The 15391-nt window shown below is 50.5% G+C and carries 11 protein-coding genes; 8 read left to right on the forward strand and 3 right to left on the reverse strand.

Annotated features, from left to right (window positions below):
- Positions 1 to 4: 4 nt before the first annotated feature.
- Together fabF and ACKWCC_RS02585 are read right to left on the reverse strand one after the other, a co-directional pair.
- Positions 5 to 1255, reverse strand: a complete 1251-nt coding sequence (fabF, locus tag ACKWCC_RS02580; RefSeq protein ID WP_413994335.1) for a beta-ketoacyl-ACP synthase II — start codon at positions 1253 to 1255, stop codon at positions 5 to 7.
- 108 nt (positions 1256 to 1363) lie between these two features.
- Positions 1364 to 1597 (reverse strand): acyl carrier protein, encoded by a 234-nt coding sequence (locus tag ACKWCC_RS02585; protein ID WP_047247024.1) that lies wholly within the window; start codon positions 1595 to 1597, stop codon positions 1364 to 1366.
- A 340-nt stretch (positions 1598 to 1937) separates the two neighbouring features.
- On the opposite strand from ACKWCC_RS02585, the gene purN reads away from it, so the two are divergent.
- From purN to ACKWCC_RS02610, 5 genes are all read left to right on the forward strand, one after another.
- Positions 1938 to 2540: a phosphoribosylglycinamide formyltransferase gene (purN, locus tag ACKWCC_RS02590; RefSeq protein WP_413994336.1), complete on the forward strand. Its 603-nt coding sequence runs from the start codon at positions 1938 to 1940 to the stop codon at positions 2538 to 2540.
- A gap of 9 nt (positions 2541 to 2549) precedes the next feature.
- Positions 2550 to 3185, forward strand: coding sequence for a ribonuclease H1 domain-containing protein (locus tag ACKWCC_RS02595; RefSeq protein WP_413994337.1), 636 nt, complete (start codon positions 2550 to 2552; stop codon positions 3183 to 3185).
- Between the two features lie 188 nt (positions 3186 to 3373).
- Positions 3374 to 4060 carry a 3-keto-disaccharide hydrolase gene (locus ACKWCC_RS02600; protein WP_413994338.1) on the forward strand — a complete coding sequence of 229 codons (687 nt, stop codon included), beginning with the start codon at positions 3374 to 3376 and terminating at the stop codon, positions 4058 to 4060.
- A 343-nt stretch (positions 4061 to 4403) separates the two neighbouring features.
- A complete protein-coding gene (locus ACKWCC_RS02605; protein WP_413994339.1) occupies positions 4404 to 5330 on the forward strand; it encodes a PfkB family carbohydrate kinase in 927 nt (308 codons plus the stop codon).
- Positions 5331 to 5374: 44 nt separating this feature from the next.
- On the forward strand, positions 5375 to 7273 hold the full coding sequence (locus ACKWCC_RS02610; RefSeq protein WP_413994340.1) for an amidophosphoribosyltransferase: 1899 nt from the start codon (positions 5375 to 5377) through the stop codon (positions 7271 to 7273).
- 1571 nt (positions 7274 to 8844) lie between these two features.
- Here the strand turns inward: ACKWCC_RS02610 and ACKWCC_RS02615 are convergent.
- A complete protein-coding gene (locus ACKWCC_RS02615) occupies positions 8845 to 9453 on the reverse strand; it encodes a superoxide dismutase (RefSeq protein ID WP_413994341.1) in 609 nt (202 codons plus the stop codon).
- Between the two features lie 123 nt (positions 9454 to 9576).
- Here ACKWCC_RS02615 and ACKWCC_RS02620 point away from each other — a divergent pair, with 123 nt between their 5' ends.
- From ACKWCC_RS02620 to ACKWCC_RS02630, 3 genes are all read left to right on the forward strand, one after another.
- On the forward strand, positions 9577 to 12681 hold the full coding sequence (locus tag ACKWCC_RS02620) for a UvrD-helicase domain-containing protein (protein WP_413994373.1): 3105 nt from the start codon (positions 9577 to 9579) through the stop codon (positions 12679 to 12681).
- A 1-nt stretch (position 12682) separates the two neighbouring features.
- Positions 12683 to 13876, forward strand: coding sequence for a glycine C-acetyltransferase (gene kbl, locus ACKWCC_RS02625; protein WP_413994342.1), 1194 nt, complete (start codon positions 12683 to 12685; stop codon positions 13874 to 13876).
- A gap of 113 nt (positions 13877 to 13989) precedes the next feature.
- Positions 13990 to 15333 (forward strand): OmpA family protein, encoded by a 1344-nt coding sequence (locus tag ACKWCC_RS02630; RefSeq protein WP_413994343.1) that lies wholly within the window; start codon positions 13990 to 13992, stop codon positions 15331 to 15333.
- Positions 15334 to 15391 lie beyond the last annotated feature (58 nt).

A 15391-nucleotide genomic window follows, 5' to 3' on the forward strand; every position in this document is an offset into this window, starting at 1 on the left:
GGGATTATCCTATTTTTTTAAAGACCACACAGGCATTGTGCCCCCCAAAGCCAAAGGTGTTGCTCATGGCCACCTTTACCTCCCGTTTTTGTGCCTTGTTCAGGGTCAGGTTCAGTTCAGGGTCAATGTTCTCATCTACCGTGGCGTGGTTTATGGTGGGCGGCACCATGCCGTGTTCCATGGACAAGATGGAAGCGATGGCCTCAATGGCCCCTGCGGCACCCAATAAATGGCCCGTCATGGATTTGGTGGAATTGATGTTGATGTTCTTGGCGTGCTCCCCGAACACTTGGGAGATGGCCTTGAGCTCTGCCACATCGCCCAGTGGGGTGGAGGTGCCATGGGTGTTTATGGCGTCCACTTCGGCAATGTCCATTCCGGCGTCCTGGAGGCAGTTCTGCATGACCCGCACCACGCCAATGCCATCTGGATGGGGGGCCGTCATGTGGTAGGCGTCGCTGGTCATTCCGCCACCGGCCAGTTCGGCATAGATCTTTGCGCCACGGGCCTTGGCGTGTTCATACTCTTCCAGGATAAGGGCACCGGCACCTTCCCCCAACACAAAGCCGTCCCTGGTGGCATCAAAAGGGCGGGAGGCCGTCTCCGGGCTGTCGTTTCTGGTGGAGAGGGCGTGCATGGCGCCAAAACCTCCCATTCCGGCAATGGTCACGGCCGCTTCGCTGCCACCGGTGACAATGACGTCACAATGCCCCAGACGGATGTAGTTCAGGGCATCTATCATGGCATTGGCCGAGGACGCACAGGCAGAGACCGTGGTGTAGTTGGGGCCCATGAAGCCGTGTTTTATGGAAATGTTGCCGGGGGCAATGTCCGCGATCATCTTGGGGATAAAGAAGGGGTTGAAACGGGGTGTGCCATCGCCCTTGGCAAAATTCATCACCTCGTTCTGGAAGGTCTCCAGACCGCCTATGCCGGCCCCCCAAATGACCCCTACCCTAAACTTGTCCAGGCGCTCCAGATCCAATTTGGAATCGGCAATGGCCTCATCGGAAGAGATCAGTGCGTATTGGGCAAAACGATCTAGTTTGCGCCCTTCCTTGCGATCAAAATGGTCATTGACGTCATAGTTCTTGAGCTCACAGGCAAACTTCACCTTAAATTTTTCCGCATCATAGTAGGTCACGGGCGCAGCCCCGCTCTTGCCGTTCACCAGACCGTCCCAATATTCCCCTATCGTATTCCCAATGGGCGTCAGTGCGCCCAGACCGGTAACCACCACTCGCTTTAGTTGCATGGACCTTAGTTTAAGTTAAAAGACAAACCAAATGTAATTTAAAAAAAATATCCATGCGGAAAATCTTTCCGCATGGATAATGTATAGGCTTTCTAAAAAACCATGAGATTACTTTGCTTCTTCTATGTAGCTTATGGCTTGGCCAACAGTGGCTATATTTTCAGCTTGATCATCCGGGATCTGTATATCAAATTCCTTTTCGAATTCCATGATCAACTCAACGGTATCCAATGAATCTGCCCCTAAATCGTTCGTAAAGCTAGCTTCTGATACCACTTCGTTTTCATCAACCCCTAGTTTATCAACAATGATAGCTTTGACTCTTGATGCAATGTCTGACATAATAATATTGGTTTTAAAAATTTAAATTGTTGGCAAAAGTAAAAAACTTTGGATTAATTACGTCCTTTGTCGCCAAAATGTACGGTAATTTAGTAAATTAAAGGACAAAGCCTAATGTTTTTGAATCAAAAAAACACCTTTTGTTCCCCTAAGGCACAAACGGGCGGGTGTCATCGGGATTTGTCTTCCCGTTTTGGTTCCCTCCTTTTTTCTTCCGTGCTTTGTATTTTTGGTCCTGCGGTGCCCGTCCCTGCTGTCTTGTACGGGGCACCTGCCCAAGGAGGGGCTCCGTAGCTTTGCGACCGGATTATCTGGGCACAACCTTATAAAATCTTTGTTCTTGAAAACCCATAAAATTGTACTTTTCGCTTCTGGTTCCGGCTCCAATGTGGAGAACATTGTCCACTTTTTTAAGCATCGGGGGCAGGTGGAGGTGGTGGCCGTGCTCTCCAACAAGAAAGATGCCCCGGTGCTGGACCGCTGCGATCGGCTCAAGGTCCCGGCCCTTTATTTTAACAGAACGGCCTTTTATGAGACCCATACGGTGCTACAGGTCTTGCAATCCCTGCAACCGGACCTGATCGTCCTGGCCGGTTTTCTGTGGAAAATACCCCAGGCCATGGTCCGGGCCTTTCCCAAGCGCATGGTAAACATACATCCCTCCCTATTGCCAAAATACGGGGGCAAGGGCATGTACGGGAACCACGTGCACCGGGCCGTACACGAGAACGGCGAGGCAGAGACCGGGATCACCATACATTATGTGAACGAACACTATGACGAGGGTGCCGTTATCTTCCAGGCAACCACGGCCGTGCACCCCCAAGACAGTACGGAAGACATTGCCCGTAAGGTGCATGCCCTGGAACACGCCCATTTTCCAAAGGTCCTGGAAGGTCTGTTAACGGGATCCGGGAAAAGGCCGGAAGAAGGGAGCGCTTAACAGGACACCATGGCTAAAAAGAAAAAATATTACGTGGTCTGGAAGGGCCACCAAGAGGGCATACATACCAGTTGGGAGCAATGTAAAAAGGCCATTGCGGGCTATGCGGGCGCCCAGTTCAAGTCCTTTCCAGACCTTGCAAGTGCCAAAAGGGCCCTTAACGGCAGTTATGACGAGCATAAGGGCAGCAGTAAGGGCAAAGGGACACTTACGGCCCAAGAACTGGCCGTGATCGGACGGCCCAACTACCATTCCATTTCCGTCGATGCCGCATCCAGCGGAAACCCGGGCCGTATGGAATACCAGGGCGTGGACACCAAGACCGGCAGAAAACTATTTAAACAAGGGCCTTTTGAGGAGGGCACCAACAATATTGGCGAGTTTCTGGCCATTGTGCACGGACTCGCCTTTTTAAAGCAGCACAAAAGCGACCGCATCATTTACACCGACTCCAGGACCGCGATGGGCTGGGTGCGCAAGAAGCAGTGCAACACCAAGCTGGTGGAGACGGACAAAAACAGGGAGCTTTTCCATTTGGTTAGGCGTGCCGTGGACTGGTTGAACAAAAACAGCTACACCACCCCCATTGTAAAATGGGAGACGAAGGCCTGGGGCGAGATTCCGGCAGATTTTGGCAGAAAGTAGTTGATGGCTCCCGTAAATGGGCAAAAATACGTTTGTTGTTCTTGGGGCCTAGCTGGCCAAGGGCCTATTACGGGGGGAGCCATCCATCTCCAAAACCCTTATGGCCAAGCAGCTGGGCGCTATATGGATTATTATGGCTATTTTAGACCTGATATTGGGCCTCTTGCCTTTTTAACACCTTCTTGTCCATGATTTCACTTTCGCGTTTTCGAACCATGGTTTTTGCCGGACTGGCCCTATTGTTTTCATCCGGTTGCAAGGCCCAACAGCAAGCTGCGCCCAAAGAAGGGTGGCAACCGCTTTTTGCCCAGGACCTGTCCAACACCATAAGGCCGGAAGGGGTATGGAGCCTAACGGACGGGGTGCTCACGGCCACTGAGGACCAAGCCATCTGGTCCAAGGAAACATATGAAAACTTTGAGCTGAAGCTGGAATTTAAAAATGATGTGGGCAGCAACAGCGGTGTTTTTATTTATGGCGATGTGCCCAGATGGATCAACTACTCCGTGGAGATACAAATTGCGGACGATCATGACCCCCAATGGGCCAACAGCCCCAAACACTGGCAATGTGGCGCCATTTTTGGGCATCAAGCCGCGGTGGACACCCAATTGGTGCACCGACCTGGAATCTGGAACACCTACCATATCATTGCCAAGGGTCCGGAAATCACGGTTTTTTTGAACGATAGGAAGATCAACCACATCAACATGAAAGACTTTACCTCCACCATCATAAACCCAGATGGGAGTGAAGTGCCAGAATGGATTTCGGTCCCCAAATCTGAACTGCCCACCAAGGGCCACATTGGTTTTCAGGGCAAGCATGCCGGCAAGCCCATTTGGTTCAGGAACATACAGGTAAAATCACTTTAAAGGCCGGCCTGGCGCCAACCCCAATGAGGCGCTGGAATTTTATGGCGGCTGCAAATCCCCACAAAACCCCATTGCTGCGCTTTCTTTCATACAATGCCAGTAGTGATGGCCGTGCCTAGACCGCAACGGTGGTCCTTTCATTGGGCCCCGCACCTGCATTGCGAAAGTCCCGTACATCACTTGGGTTGGAGCGGCACGGACCCACACTTGCCAGGCCCATGAACACGCCAAGGAATTGGACAATGCCCCGGGGAGGGCACCGCATTTAATAACTTGTGAAAACGTAAGGGTACAAGTGGCTTTGCAAAACCTTATATTTGCAGCCTAAAAAACTTAGGGCAGTATGGGAAAATTGGTCATTGTGGGTACCGTTGCGTTTGATGCCATTGAGACTCCGTTTGGAAAAACGGACAAAATCCTGGGCGGGGCAGCCACTTTTATTGGGCTGGCCGCCTCCCATTTTAATGTGGATGCAGCCGTTGTCTCCGTAGTGGGCGATGATTTTCCCAAAGAATACCTGGATATCTTTACGGACCGGGACATTGATGTTTCTGCCCTGGAAGTGGTTCCGGGCGGCAAGACCTTTTTCTGGAAGGGAAAGTACCACAATGACCTCAACTCAAGGGACACCCTGGTCACGGAACTGAACGTGCTTGCAGATTTTTCCCCGGTGGTTCCCGAGGGCCACAGGGACGCAGAGGTGGTCATGCTGGGCAACCTGCACCCCAGCGTACAGATGGGCGTGATCCAGCAAATGGCCAAAAAACCAAAATTGGTGGTGTTGGACACCATGAACTTCTGGATGGACAATGCCCTGGAACCCCTTATGGAGGTCATAAAAAAGGTGGACGTCCTTACCATTAACGACGAGGAGGCACGCCAGCTAACCAATGAATATTCCCTGGTCACCGCCGCCCAAAGGATCTTTGAAATGGGGCCAAAGTACGTGGTGATAAAAAAAGGGGAGCACGGTGCCCTGTTGTTTTTTAAGGACGAGGTGTTCTTTGCGCCCGCACTGCCACTAAAGGAAGTGTTTGACCCCACAGGGGCCGGGGACACTTTTGCCGGTGGGTTTACCGGCTATTTGGCCAGCACGGGCAACCATTCTTTTGAGAACATGAAAAATGCGGTGATCCACGGATCCAATATGGCCTCCTTTTGTGTGGAGCGCTTTGGCACGGAACGCCTCTTGGAACTGAAACGGGAAGAAGTGTCCCGTAGGTTGCACCAGTTCAAGGCCTTGACCCAATTTGATATTGAATTGAAATAAATTGAAACGGCCCCATATTGGGGTTTTTTAATACCCAATTACCAATGAGTGACGCTATTAAGCATGAGTGTGGCATCTCGGTCATCCGTTTATTGAAACCCCTGGAATACTACAAGGAAAAGTACGGCACAGCTTTTTATGGGGTGAACAAAATGTACCTGATGATGGAAAAGCAGCACAACCGCGGACAGGATGGCGCCGGTTTTGCCAGCATTAAATTGGACGTGGCGCCCGGTCAACGTTACATGAGCAGGGTTCGGAGCTGTGAACAACAGCCCATACAGGATATTTTTGGCCAAATAAACGGGCGGATCAACCAGGCCTTTAAGGAACATCCGGAATATGAGGATGATGTGGCCCTGCAAAAAAAGCACATCCCGTACATTGGGGAACTTCTCCTGGGCCATGTCCGGTACGGCACCTTTGGCAAGAACAGCATTGAGAGCGTGCACCCTTTTTTAAGGCAGAACAATTGGATGCACCGAAACCTCATCGTTGCGGGCAACTTTAACATGACCAATGTAGATGAGCTTTTTGACAACCTCATTCAACTGGGCCAACACCCCAAGGAAATGGCGGACACCGTTACCGTGATGGAAAAAATTGGGCACTTCCTGGACGATGCCGTGGCCAAGCTCTACCGGGACATTAAGCGCGAGGGCTACTCCAAACAGGAGGCCTCCCCCATTATTGCCGAAAGGCTCAAGGTGGCCAAGATCCTGAAGCGGTCCACCAAGAATTTCGACGGGGGCTATGCCATGGCGGGCCTGTTGGGACACGGGGATGCCTTTGTGTTGCGGGACCCCGCAGGAATAAGGCCGGCCTACTACTATAAAGACGATGAGGTCGTGGCCATTGCCTCGGAGCGCCCGGCCATACAGACCGTGTTCAATGTGCCCTATGAAAAGGTGGTGGAGCTGGAGCCCGGCCACGCCATCATCATAAAAAAGAGCGGCCGGTGCAGCATAAAGGAAATATTGCCCCCTGTGGAAAGAAAGGCCTGCTCTTTTGAGCGCATCTATTTTTCCCGTGGCAGCGACAAGGAGATTTACCAAGAGCGAAAAGAGCTGGGGAAACTGGTGTTTCCCCAAATCTTGGAGGCCATAGGAGGCAACTTGAAGAAAACGGTCTTTTCCTACATTCCCAATACCGCAGAGACCTCCTTTTTTGGAATGGTCAAAGAGGCCCAGAATTACCTGAACAAGAAAAAAGAGGAAGAGATCCTGGCCTTGGGCCCAAAAATTACCAGTGAGCAGCTGCACCAGATACTGGATGTGCGCCCCCGGATAGAGAAGGTGGCCATAAAGGATGCCAAACTGCGCACTTTCATTACCCAGGACGACAGTAGGGACGATCTCGTGGCCCACGTGTACGATATCTCTTATGGCTCTGTAAAAAAAGGGGACAACTTGGTCATTATTGATGACAGCATTGTCCGGGGCACTACCCTTAAAAAGAGCATTTTGCGTATTCTGGACCGGCTTTTGCCCAAGAAGATCGTGGTGGTCTCCTCTGCACCACAGATACGCTACCCCGATTGCTACGGCATTGATATGGCCAAGTTGGAAGATTTTATTGCCTTTAGGGCGGCACTTGAGCTGCACCGCGATCGCAATACCATGCACAGGGTAAAGGAAATCTACGAGAAATGTCTGTTACAGACCACCACCCCGGACAAGGAAGTAAAAAACTACGTCAAGGAATTTTACGCCCCCTTTTCGGCAAAGGAAATATCCACCAAGATAGGGGAGCTGTTGAGCCCTGACGACATTAAGGCAAAGGTGGAGATCATCTACCAAAGTGTGGAGGGCCTTCACCAGGCCTGCCCCAAGAACTTGGGAGACTGGTATTTTACCGGAGACTACCCCACGCCGGGAGGCAACCGGGTGGTGAACCGGGCCTTCATCAATTTTTACGAAGGAAAAAACCAAAGGGCGTATTGAAGGTAGGGGATCGGGAAGTGTGTAGGAAAGGTACGCAAATGTGCCGTTCATCGATTAAAACGATACTTTTAACGAGCATTGGGCACGCTTCTATCGGCCCGAACTATATTTAGTCTTTACCATAGCATAAGTAGGTTAAGTTCATGGTAAGATTTGGGGCAAAAAAGGTGGGGTTCTCCCCGCCTTTTTTATTGGTTGAAAACGTAGCGCTTCCTTGCACCTTGACCAATCCGTTTCAGGACGTCCCGTATCCGTTGCTTCCATACAAATTGGCTTGCTGGGCCATGACCAATGACTTGGGAGGCCCATTCATTGGGCCAAGTTCCGGAAGCAGCCCACTTTACACCAGCGCGCCAAAGGCAGAACGATCTCAATTTTCCAACTCAAGGACCAGCTATATTGCCCATGATACCTGTTTGTCCTGAATGTTTCCCTCATTTCGGGCCCACAGGCAGCCTTTGTCAGGAGGTATTGTTTCGATCTTTGAGCACCCCTGGCATTACAACCAATTTTTGGACCGTTGAACAAAGAAGTGCTTTGCGTGGCCAAGAAGCAGGTTACCTTTACGGAACCATAGCATAAGTAGGTTAAGTTCATGGTAAGATTTGGGGAAAAGGCGGAGCATTGCTCCGCCTTTTTATTTGGCCGTGAATCTCCAAACACCAAAGGCAGTAACAGTTCACTTGCCCATTCTCAAGTGGGTGCCGCTGACCAAAGCACCAATGCTGCACATCCAACCTGTTAACCCCTTTAAACCCAGATTAAGCAATAGAAATTCTATTACGGCTGTAAATCCCTTCAAAATCAATCGTTGCACTGACTTTTGCTCACTCACCGTAGCGATGGCTACCCGCCCGTACCGAACGATACGTTCGGGCGGGCGCCTCAATCGCAAAAGTCTTGATTTTATTGGGCTTTACACCCTCATAACGAAAGTCCAGTGCATAATCTGGGTTAAATGGCGGGCAGCCTATGGGCCCTGTTCCGGGCTCGGCCACTTTCCTTACCAAGTCCTTGGAAGCTATGCCGGGATTTCCTAACCAGGCTCCTTCTTTGTTTTGCCCTTACCGTCTTTTATGGTGCTTCATGAGGGCAGCGCCTTGGGGAAATCATGGCAATAAGGGTATTTTAACCAAGTTTTTTGTTCTTTGTCCATATCCTTTGACCAAGAACCAAAAGGGGATTACTTTTGGGGAACCATAGCATAAGTAGGTTAAGTTTATGGTAAGATTTGGGGAAAAAAGGTGGGGCCATGCCCCGCCTTTTTTATGTTGTATCTCCATGGCTATCAATTGGTTTCTTTCATTTTATGGATGTTTTTCCACAGCATCTGTTTTTTCAAAACGAAAAATTTTAACAAAATTCTTTTTTTATTTGCCACAATACCAGTAATTTAGTCTTGCCATAGCATAAGTAGGTTAAGTTTATGGTAAGATTTGGGACGAAAAGGGTGGAGATTTCTCCGCCCTTTTCTATTTCAATTTTTGACCTAAAAAAAAACCACCTGGGAAATTCCCAAGTGGTTTCTTTCTTTGTAGTGGACACCGGCAGTTTGCCGGTTGCCCAAGAGCTTATTTTCCGGCAGCGTAACGCTTGGCCACCTCGTCCCAATTGACAATGTTGAAAAAGGCACCGATGTAGTCCGGCCTTCTGTTTTGGTAATTGAGGTAATAGGCGTGCTCCCAAACATCGAGGCCCAAAATGGGCGTGCCCCCGCAGCCAACCCCCGGCATCAATGGGTTGTCCTGGTTCGGAGTGGAGCATATCTCCACCTTGCCTCCAGGATGCACGCACAGCCAGGCCCAACCAGAACCAAATCTAGTGGCGGCCGCCGCACTGAATTTTTCCTTAAAGGCCTCGTAAGACCCATAGGCTTCATTGATGGCACTGGCCAATTCCCCGCTGGGGGCCCCGCCACCATTGGGCGAAAGGATGTCCCAAAACAGGGAGTGGTTGTAAAAACCACCGCCATTGTTTCGTACGGCCCCGTTGTCCATGTCCAAATGGGCAAGAATGTCCTCAATGGACTTTCCGGCAAGGTCGGTGCCCTCAATGGCACCGTTTAGCTTGGTGGTATAGCCGTTGTGGTGTTTTGTATGGTGTATCTCCATTGTCCTTGCGTCTATATGGGGCTCCAAAGCATCATAGGCGTAGGGCAAATTTGGTAATTCAAAAGCCATAATTTTAATTTTTTTTGGGTTAATATCAAACGTTTCCAAATGTAGAGAATTTAACATTTAGATTCCTATAATTATTTGTTAAGAACCGGTGCATAATCCTTAATTTGCAGATTAAAAGCAGCACTGGACCACCCATTCAAACTATATAATGCCTCAGCGGGATCTGGCAAGACCTATGCGCTTGCCCGGGCCTATTTGGAAATTGTACTTCGCCAAAAAGGGGCCTTTGGGCGCATTCTCGCCATTACCTTTACCAACAAGGCGGTGAACGAAATGAAGCACCGCATTGTAAACAGCCTCCACGAATTTGGAAGGGAAGATGCACCCCGTGACAAGGATCCAATGTTTCGGGAGCTGGCGGCCAAACTGGGACTGAGCGCCCCCGCACTGCGCGCCCTGTGCAGGGAACGTTTAAAAGAACTTTTGCACAACTATGCTTTTTTTGATGTGTGCACCATAGATAAATTTACGCACCGGTTGGTCCGTACCTTTGCCAAGGACCTTAAGATATCCCAGACCTTTGAGGTGGTGCTCAACAAAGACCTGTTGTTGGACGAGGCCGTGGGCAGGGTGGTGGCCAAGGCCGGGGAGGATCGGGAACTGACTTCCATATTGCTGGATTTTGCCTTGGAAAAAACCGAGGACGACCGTTCATGGGACATTGGTTTTGACCTGGTTGGCATTGGCCAAATTTTGTTTAAGGAAGATTACCACCACCACCTGCACCTTCTGGAAAAGCGGGAAACAACCGATTTTTTGGTGCTAAAGGAGCAACTTTTGGAACGCATGCGGCGGCTGGGCGCCCAATGCGTGGAAACCGCAAAAGGGGTTGTGGCCTATTTGGCCGATAACGGCCTGGAGGAAGCCGACTTTTCAAGGGGCACCCTGCCCAAGCATTTTACAAAGGTGCTCCGGGGAGACCTGGATGTGCGTGCCCTGTATGCCAACACCCTCCAGGAGCAGTTGGCCACTGGCAAGTTCTTTAACGGCAAGGCCAAGCATGATGCGGCCGAGCATGGGGATTACCTGCTAAAGGCCTACTTGGAGATCAAGGAGAAACTTCATCAATATGATTTTTTAAAGAATGTGCGTGCCAACCTGGTTCCCTTGGGACTGCTCAGGAACATACAGAAAGAGCTAAAGGGCCTCCAGGAAGAAAGGGATCAGATGTTGATCTCTGAATTCAATGCCATCATCTCAGAGGAAATAAAAAATCAGCCCGCTCCCTTTATCTACGAAAGGCTCGGGGAAAAGTACCGGCATTACTTTATGGACGAGTTTCAGGACACCAGCAGCATGCAATGGCAGAACCTGGTGCCCCTGATCGCGAGCGCCTTGGAGAGCCAGGACATGCAGGGCCGCCAGGGAAGCCTCTTCCTGGTGGGCGATGCAAAACAGGCCATTTATCGTTGGAGGGGCGGTAAGGCAGAACAGTTCCTTGATCTGGCCAATAAAAAGGAACATCCGTTCTCCGTGGCCGCCCAGGTCAATGTCTTGCCCAGAAACTATCGCAGCCACGCGGAAATCGTTCATTTTAACAATGCCTTTTTCCAATCCGCCAGCCAATTTTTGAACCGGCCAGACTATGAGGCGTTCTACAAAGAAGGAAATGCCCAAGAGGCCAATGCCAAGGACGGCGGTTACGTGTCGCTCACGTTCTTGGAAGATGATGGGGACGAGGCCTACATAGCAAAAACGGTGAACATCATTCATGAGGCCCTCCGGGAGGGCCATGCCCATTCGGACATTTGCGTGCTCACCCGGAAAAAGGCCCACGGAAAAGCCTTGGCCAATGGGCTTATGGAAGCCAACATACCCGTGGTCTCCCCAGACTCACTGACCTTGGCGGGCAACCCTAAAGTGGCCTTTTTGGTCAATTTGGCCACCTACGCCCTACAACCAAACGCTAGGGACGTTGCTTTTGAGTTGGCCTACTTTCTGTGCAAAGATGTTAAGGACAAGCACCTTTTTGTGCAAGCGGTCTTGCAGGACCCCGAAAGTCATTTGCGGGCACATTTTGGATTTTCATTGAGGAAATTCAAGGGAAGCCATGTGTACGATGCCATGGAATACGCCATAAAGGCCTTTGATCTGGCCCCGGCTTCCGATGCGCACCTCACCACCTTTATGGACCTGGTGCTGGATGTGTACATAAAAAAGGGCGGCGACCTGCAGTCTTTCCTTGCCATTTGGGAGAAGAAGGGAAATGAAAAGAACATCAGTGCCCCGGAAAACATGGACGCCGTGAGCGTCATGACCATTCACAAGAGCAAGGGCCTGGAGTTTCCCATTGTCATCTTCCCCTATGCCAACACCCCACTTAAGGAAGAAAGGGGCCCAAAGATGTGGCTTCCCGTGAAGGCGGAGCATTTCAATGGTTTTTCCGAGGTAATGATCAACAAAAGAAAAACCGTTTTGGAATACAGTGAGTTGGCCCGGGACAGGTACTGCCGGGAGGACGAGAAATTGCAATTGGACAGCATGAACGTGCTGTATGTGGCCATGACGCGTGCCGAAATGGCCCTGTACGTCATAAGCCCAAAAGATACCGACAACAAGGGAAACTATAAGACAGAGGGCTACGCGGGCCTGTTGATGCATTATTTGGATTCCATTGGGCAATGGCAACCGGAAAGGGACACCTACACCTTTGGGGAATTGCCCAAAGGAAAGGGCGGCACGCAAAATATTGGGGGGCAAACCCACCCAGAGGGCATACCTTATATATATACCCAAAAAGACCGACCGGGATTCCGGGTAATGACAAGGGCCGGCATGCTCTGGGACAATGGCAGGGACAAGGCCTTGGACCGGGGAAATCTGTTGCATGCCCTATTTGGCAGGGTAAAGACTGCCAAGGACCTGGCGAAGGTGGTGGCAGATGCCGTGACGCAAGGCAGCCTGGCAGAGGAAGAGGCCCGGGACGTGGGGCAACTGATGGCGCAGGTCATGGACCACCCGGACCTGGCACATTTGTATCAAGAGGGAAACACGGTCTGGAACGAGCGCGAACTCTTCATTCCCAACGGCCAGAACCTACGGCCCGATCGCGTGGTACTGGTTCAGGGTGCCGTGACCATTGTGGACTATAAAACAGGAAAGCCTCAGGAAATATACGCCCAACAGCTGAAACGCTACGCCAATGCCTATAAAGAAATGGGTTTTGTTGTGGCCCAAAAAATCATTGTGTATCTTTCAGATAAGATAACTGTAGAACAAATTCAATAACATGTACGGAGCAATACAAGAGCATTTAAAAAAGGAGCTGGAGCAAATCAAGGAAGAGGGGTTATACAAGGAAGAGCGCATCATCGTGACCCCACAGGACGCGGTGATCAAAATAGATTCCGGCCAAGAGGTCATCAATTTTTGCGCCAACAACTATTTGGGCCTTTCCTCGCACCCGGAGGTGGTGCAGGCGGCCAAGGATACCCTGGACACCCACGGTTTTGGCATGTCTTCCGTGCGCTTTATCTGCGGTACACAGGACATTCACAAGGAACTGGAACAGAAAATAGCGGAATTCTACCAAACCGAGGACACCATTTTGTACGCGGCCGCCTTTGATGCCAACGGAGGCCTTTTTGAACCGCTGCTCACCGCTGAGGACGCCATTATCTCAGATGCGCTGAACCACGCCTCCATCATTGACGGTGTTCGTTTGTGCAAGGCCAAACGGTACCGCTATGCCAACAATGACATGGCAGATCTGGAAAAACAGCTCCTGCAGGCCAAGGCAGATGGCGCCCGTTTCAAGATCATTGTCACGGACGGGGTCTTCTCCATGGACGGGCTCTTGGCGCCCCTGGACAAGATATGCGATCTGGCCGATGCCCACGACGCCCTGGTCATGATAGACGAATGCCACGCCACGGGGTTCATCGGTGCCACGGGCAAGGGCACCCTGGAAGCCAAAAAGGTCATGGGCCGCATAGACATTATCACCGGAACCTTGGGCAAGGCCATGGGGGGCGCCATGGGCGGTTACACCACGGGCAAGAAAGAGATCATAGAAATGCTCAGACAGCGGTCCCGGCCCTACCTTTTCTCCAATTCCCTTGCGCCCGCCATCGTGGGCGCATCCATCAAGGTGTTCCAGATGCTCAAGGAAGACACGAGCCTGAGGGACCGGTTGGAGTCCAATACCGCCTATTTCAAAAAAGGCATAAAAGAGGCCGGTTTTGAGATCATGGAAGGGGATTCTGCCATAGTTCCCGTCATGCTCTATGACGCCAAACTGTCCCAGACAATGGCCAATATGCTACTGGAAAAGGGCATTTATGTCATTGGGTTCTTTTATCCCGTTGTGCCCAAGGGCAAGGCCCGCATACGGGTTCAGTTATCGGCGGCGCACACAAAAGGCCATCTCGATCGGGCCATAAGGGCATTTACGGAGGTGGGACAAACCTTAAAAATCGTTTAAATGCTGTATTTATCCCACTAAATGCGTTAAAAAAAATAAGAAATTGATTTTGTTAATAATCCTTAACAACTTACATTTGCAGCTAATAAACACTTAAACTTAAAAATTTAAACATGAAACATCTTAGCAAGTTATTGGTTGTTGCCCTACTTTTTGTAGGATTTAACAGCATGCAGGCGCAGGACGAGAACAATCCTTGGCAAGTGCAGTTCGGGGTTAACGCCATAGACGTGTATCCCACTGGGGATGTGAGTTCTTTTGGCAATGAGTTCTTCAATGCCACAGACCACTGGAACATCCTTCCTTCCATCTCCTTCATTGGTGTGTCCAGGTCTATCGGCGATGGTTTCTCCATCGGAGCTAGGGGATCATTAAATAAAATCAGCAAATTCGGAGATGATGCGGTGGACGATCTTTCGCACTATGCTCTGGATGGTACCATTAAATATAACTTCATCAAAAGGGAAACCGTGATCGATCCCTTTATTGAGATCGGTGGTGGTTACACCTGGGTAGATGAGATTGGTGCCGGTACCGTGAACGGGGGCTTGGGCTTCAATGTCTGGTTCACTGAGAACATCGGTCTAACACTACAATCCAACTACAAGCACGCTTTTGAGGATTATGGCGTGAAGCATTTTCAGCACTTGGCCGGTCTTTCCGTTAAATTTGGCGGAACCGATACGGATGGTGACGGTGTTTATGACAAAGACGACGCTTGTCCAGAAGTTGCCGGTCTAGAGGCTTTCAACGGTTGCCCAGATGCAGACGGCGATGGTATCGAGGACAGCAAAGATAGCTGCCCCAACGAGGCAGGTTCCATGGAAATGAACGGCTGCCCAGATGCGGACGGTGATGGCATTGCAGACAAGGACGATGCTTGTCCAAACGAGGCTGGTACTGCTGCACTTGCAGGATGCCCAGATGCCGATGGTGACGGTGTTGCCGATAAGGATGACGAGTGCCCAAGCGAGGCCGGTCCTTCCGCCAACAATGGTTGCCCATGGCCAGACAAGGATGGCGACAGTGTATTGGACAAGGATGATGCCTGTCCAGACGTTGCCGGAACCGTGGCCAACAATGGTTGCCCCGAGGTGACCGAAGAGGTTCAGAAGCAATTGAACGATTACGCCAAGACCATTTTGTTCGATACCGGTAAAGCTACATTGAAAACCGAAACAGTATCTGTTTTTGTGGACATCATCAAAATTTTGAGGGAGTACCCACAGGCCAAGTTTACTGTTGAAGGACACACAGACAGCCGTGGTAGTGCTAAATTGAACCAATCCCTTTCTGAAAAGAGAGCCAACTCCGTACGTGACTTCTTGATCAAAGAAGGCATCTCTGCCGATAGGTTAACGGCCATCGGTTACGGTGAGGACAAGCCAATTGCCACGAACAATACCAGCGCTGGCAGGGCTCAGAACAGAAGGACGGAAATCAACCTTATCAAATAAGGGCGTTTCTAAAAACTTAAGTGTTTTATATCTAAAAGCTCCGCAATTCGCGGAGCTT

The sequence above is a fragment of the Maribacter aquimarinus genome (assembly GCF_047345505.1).
Lineage (GTDB): Bacteria > Bacteroidota > Bacteroidia > Flavobacteriales > Flavobacteriaceae > Maribacter.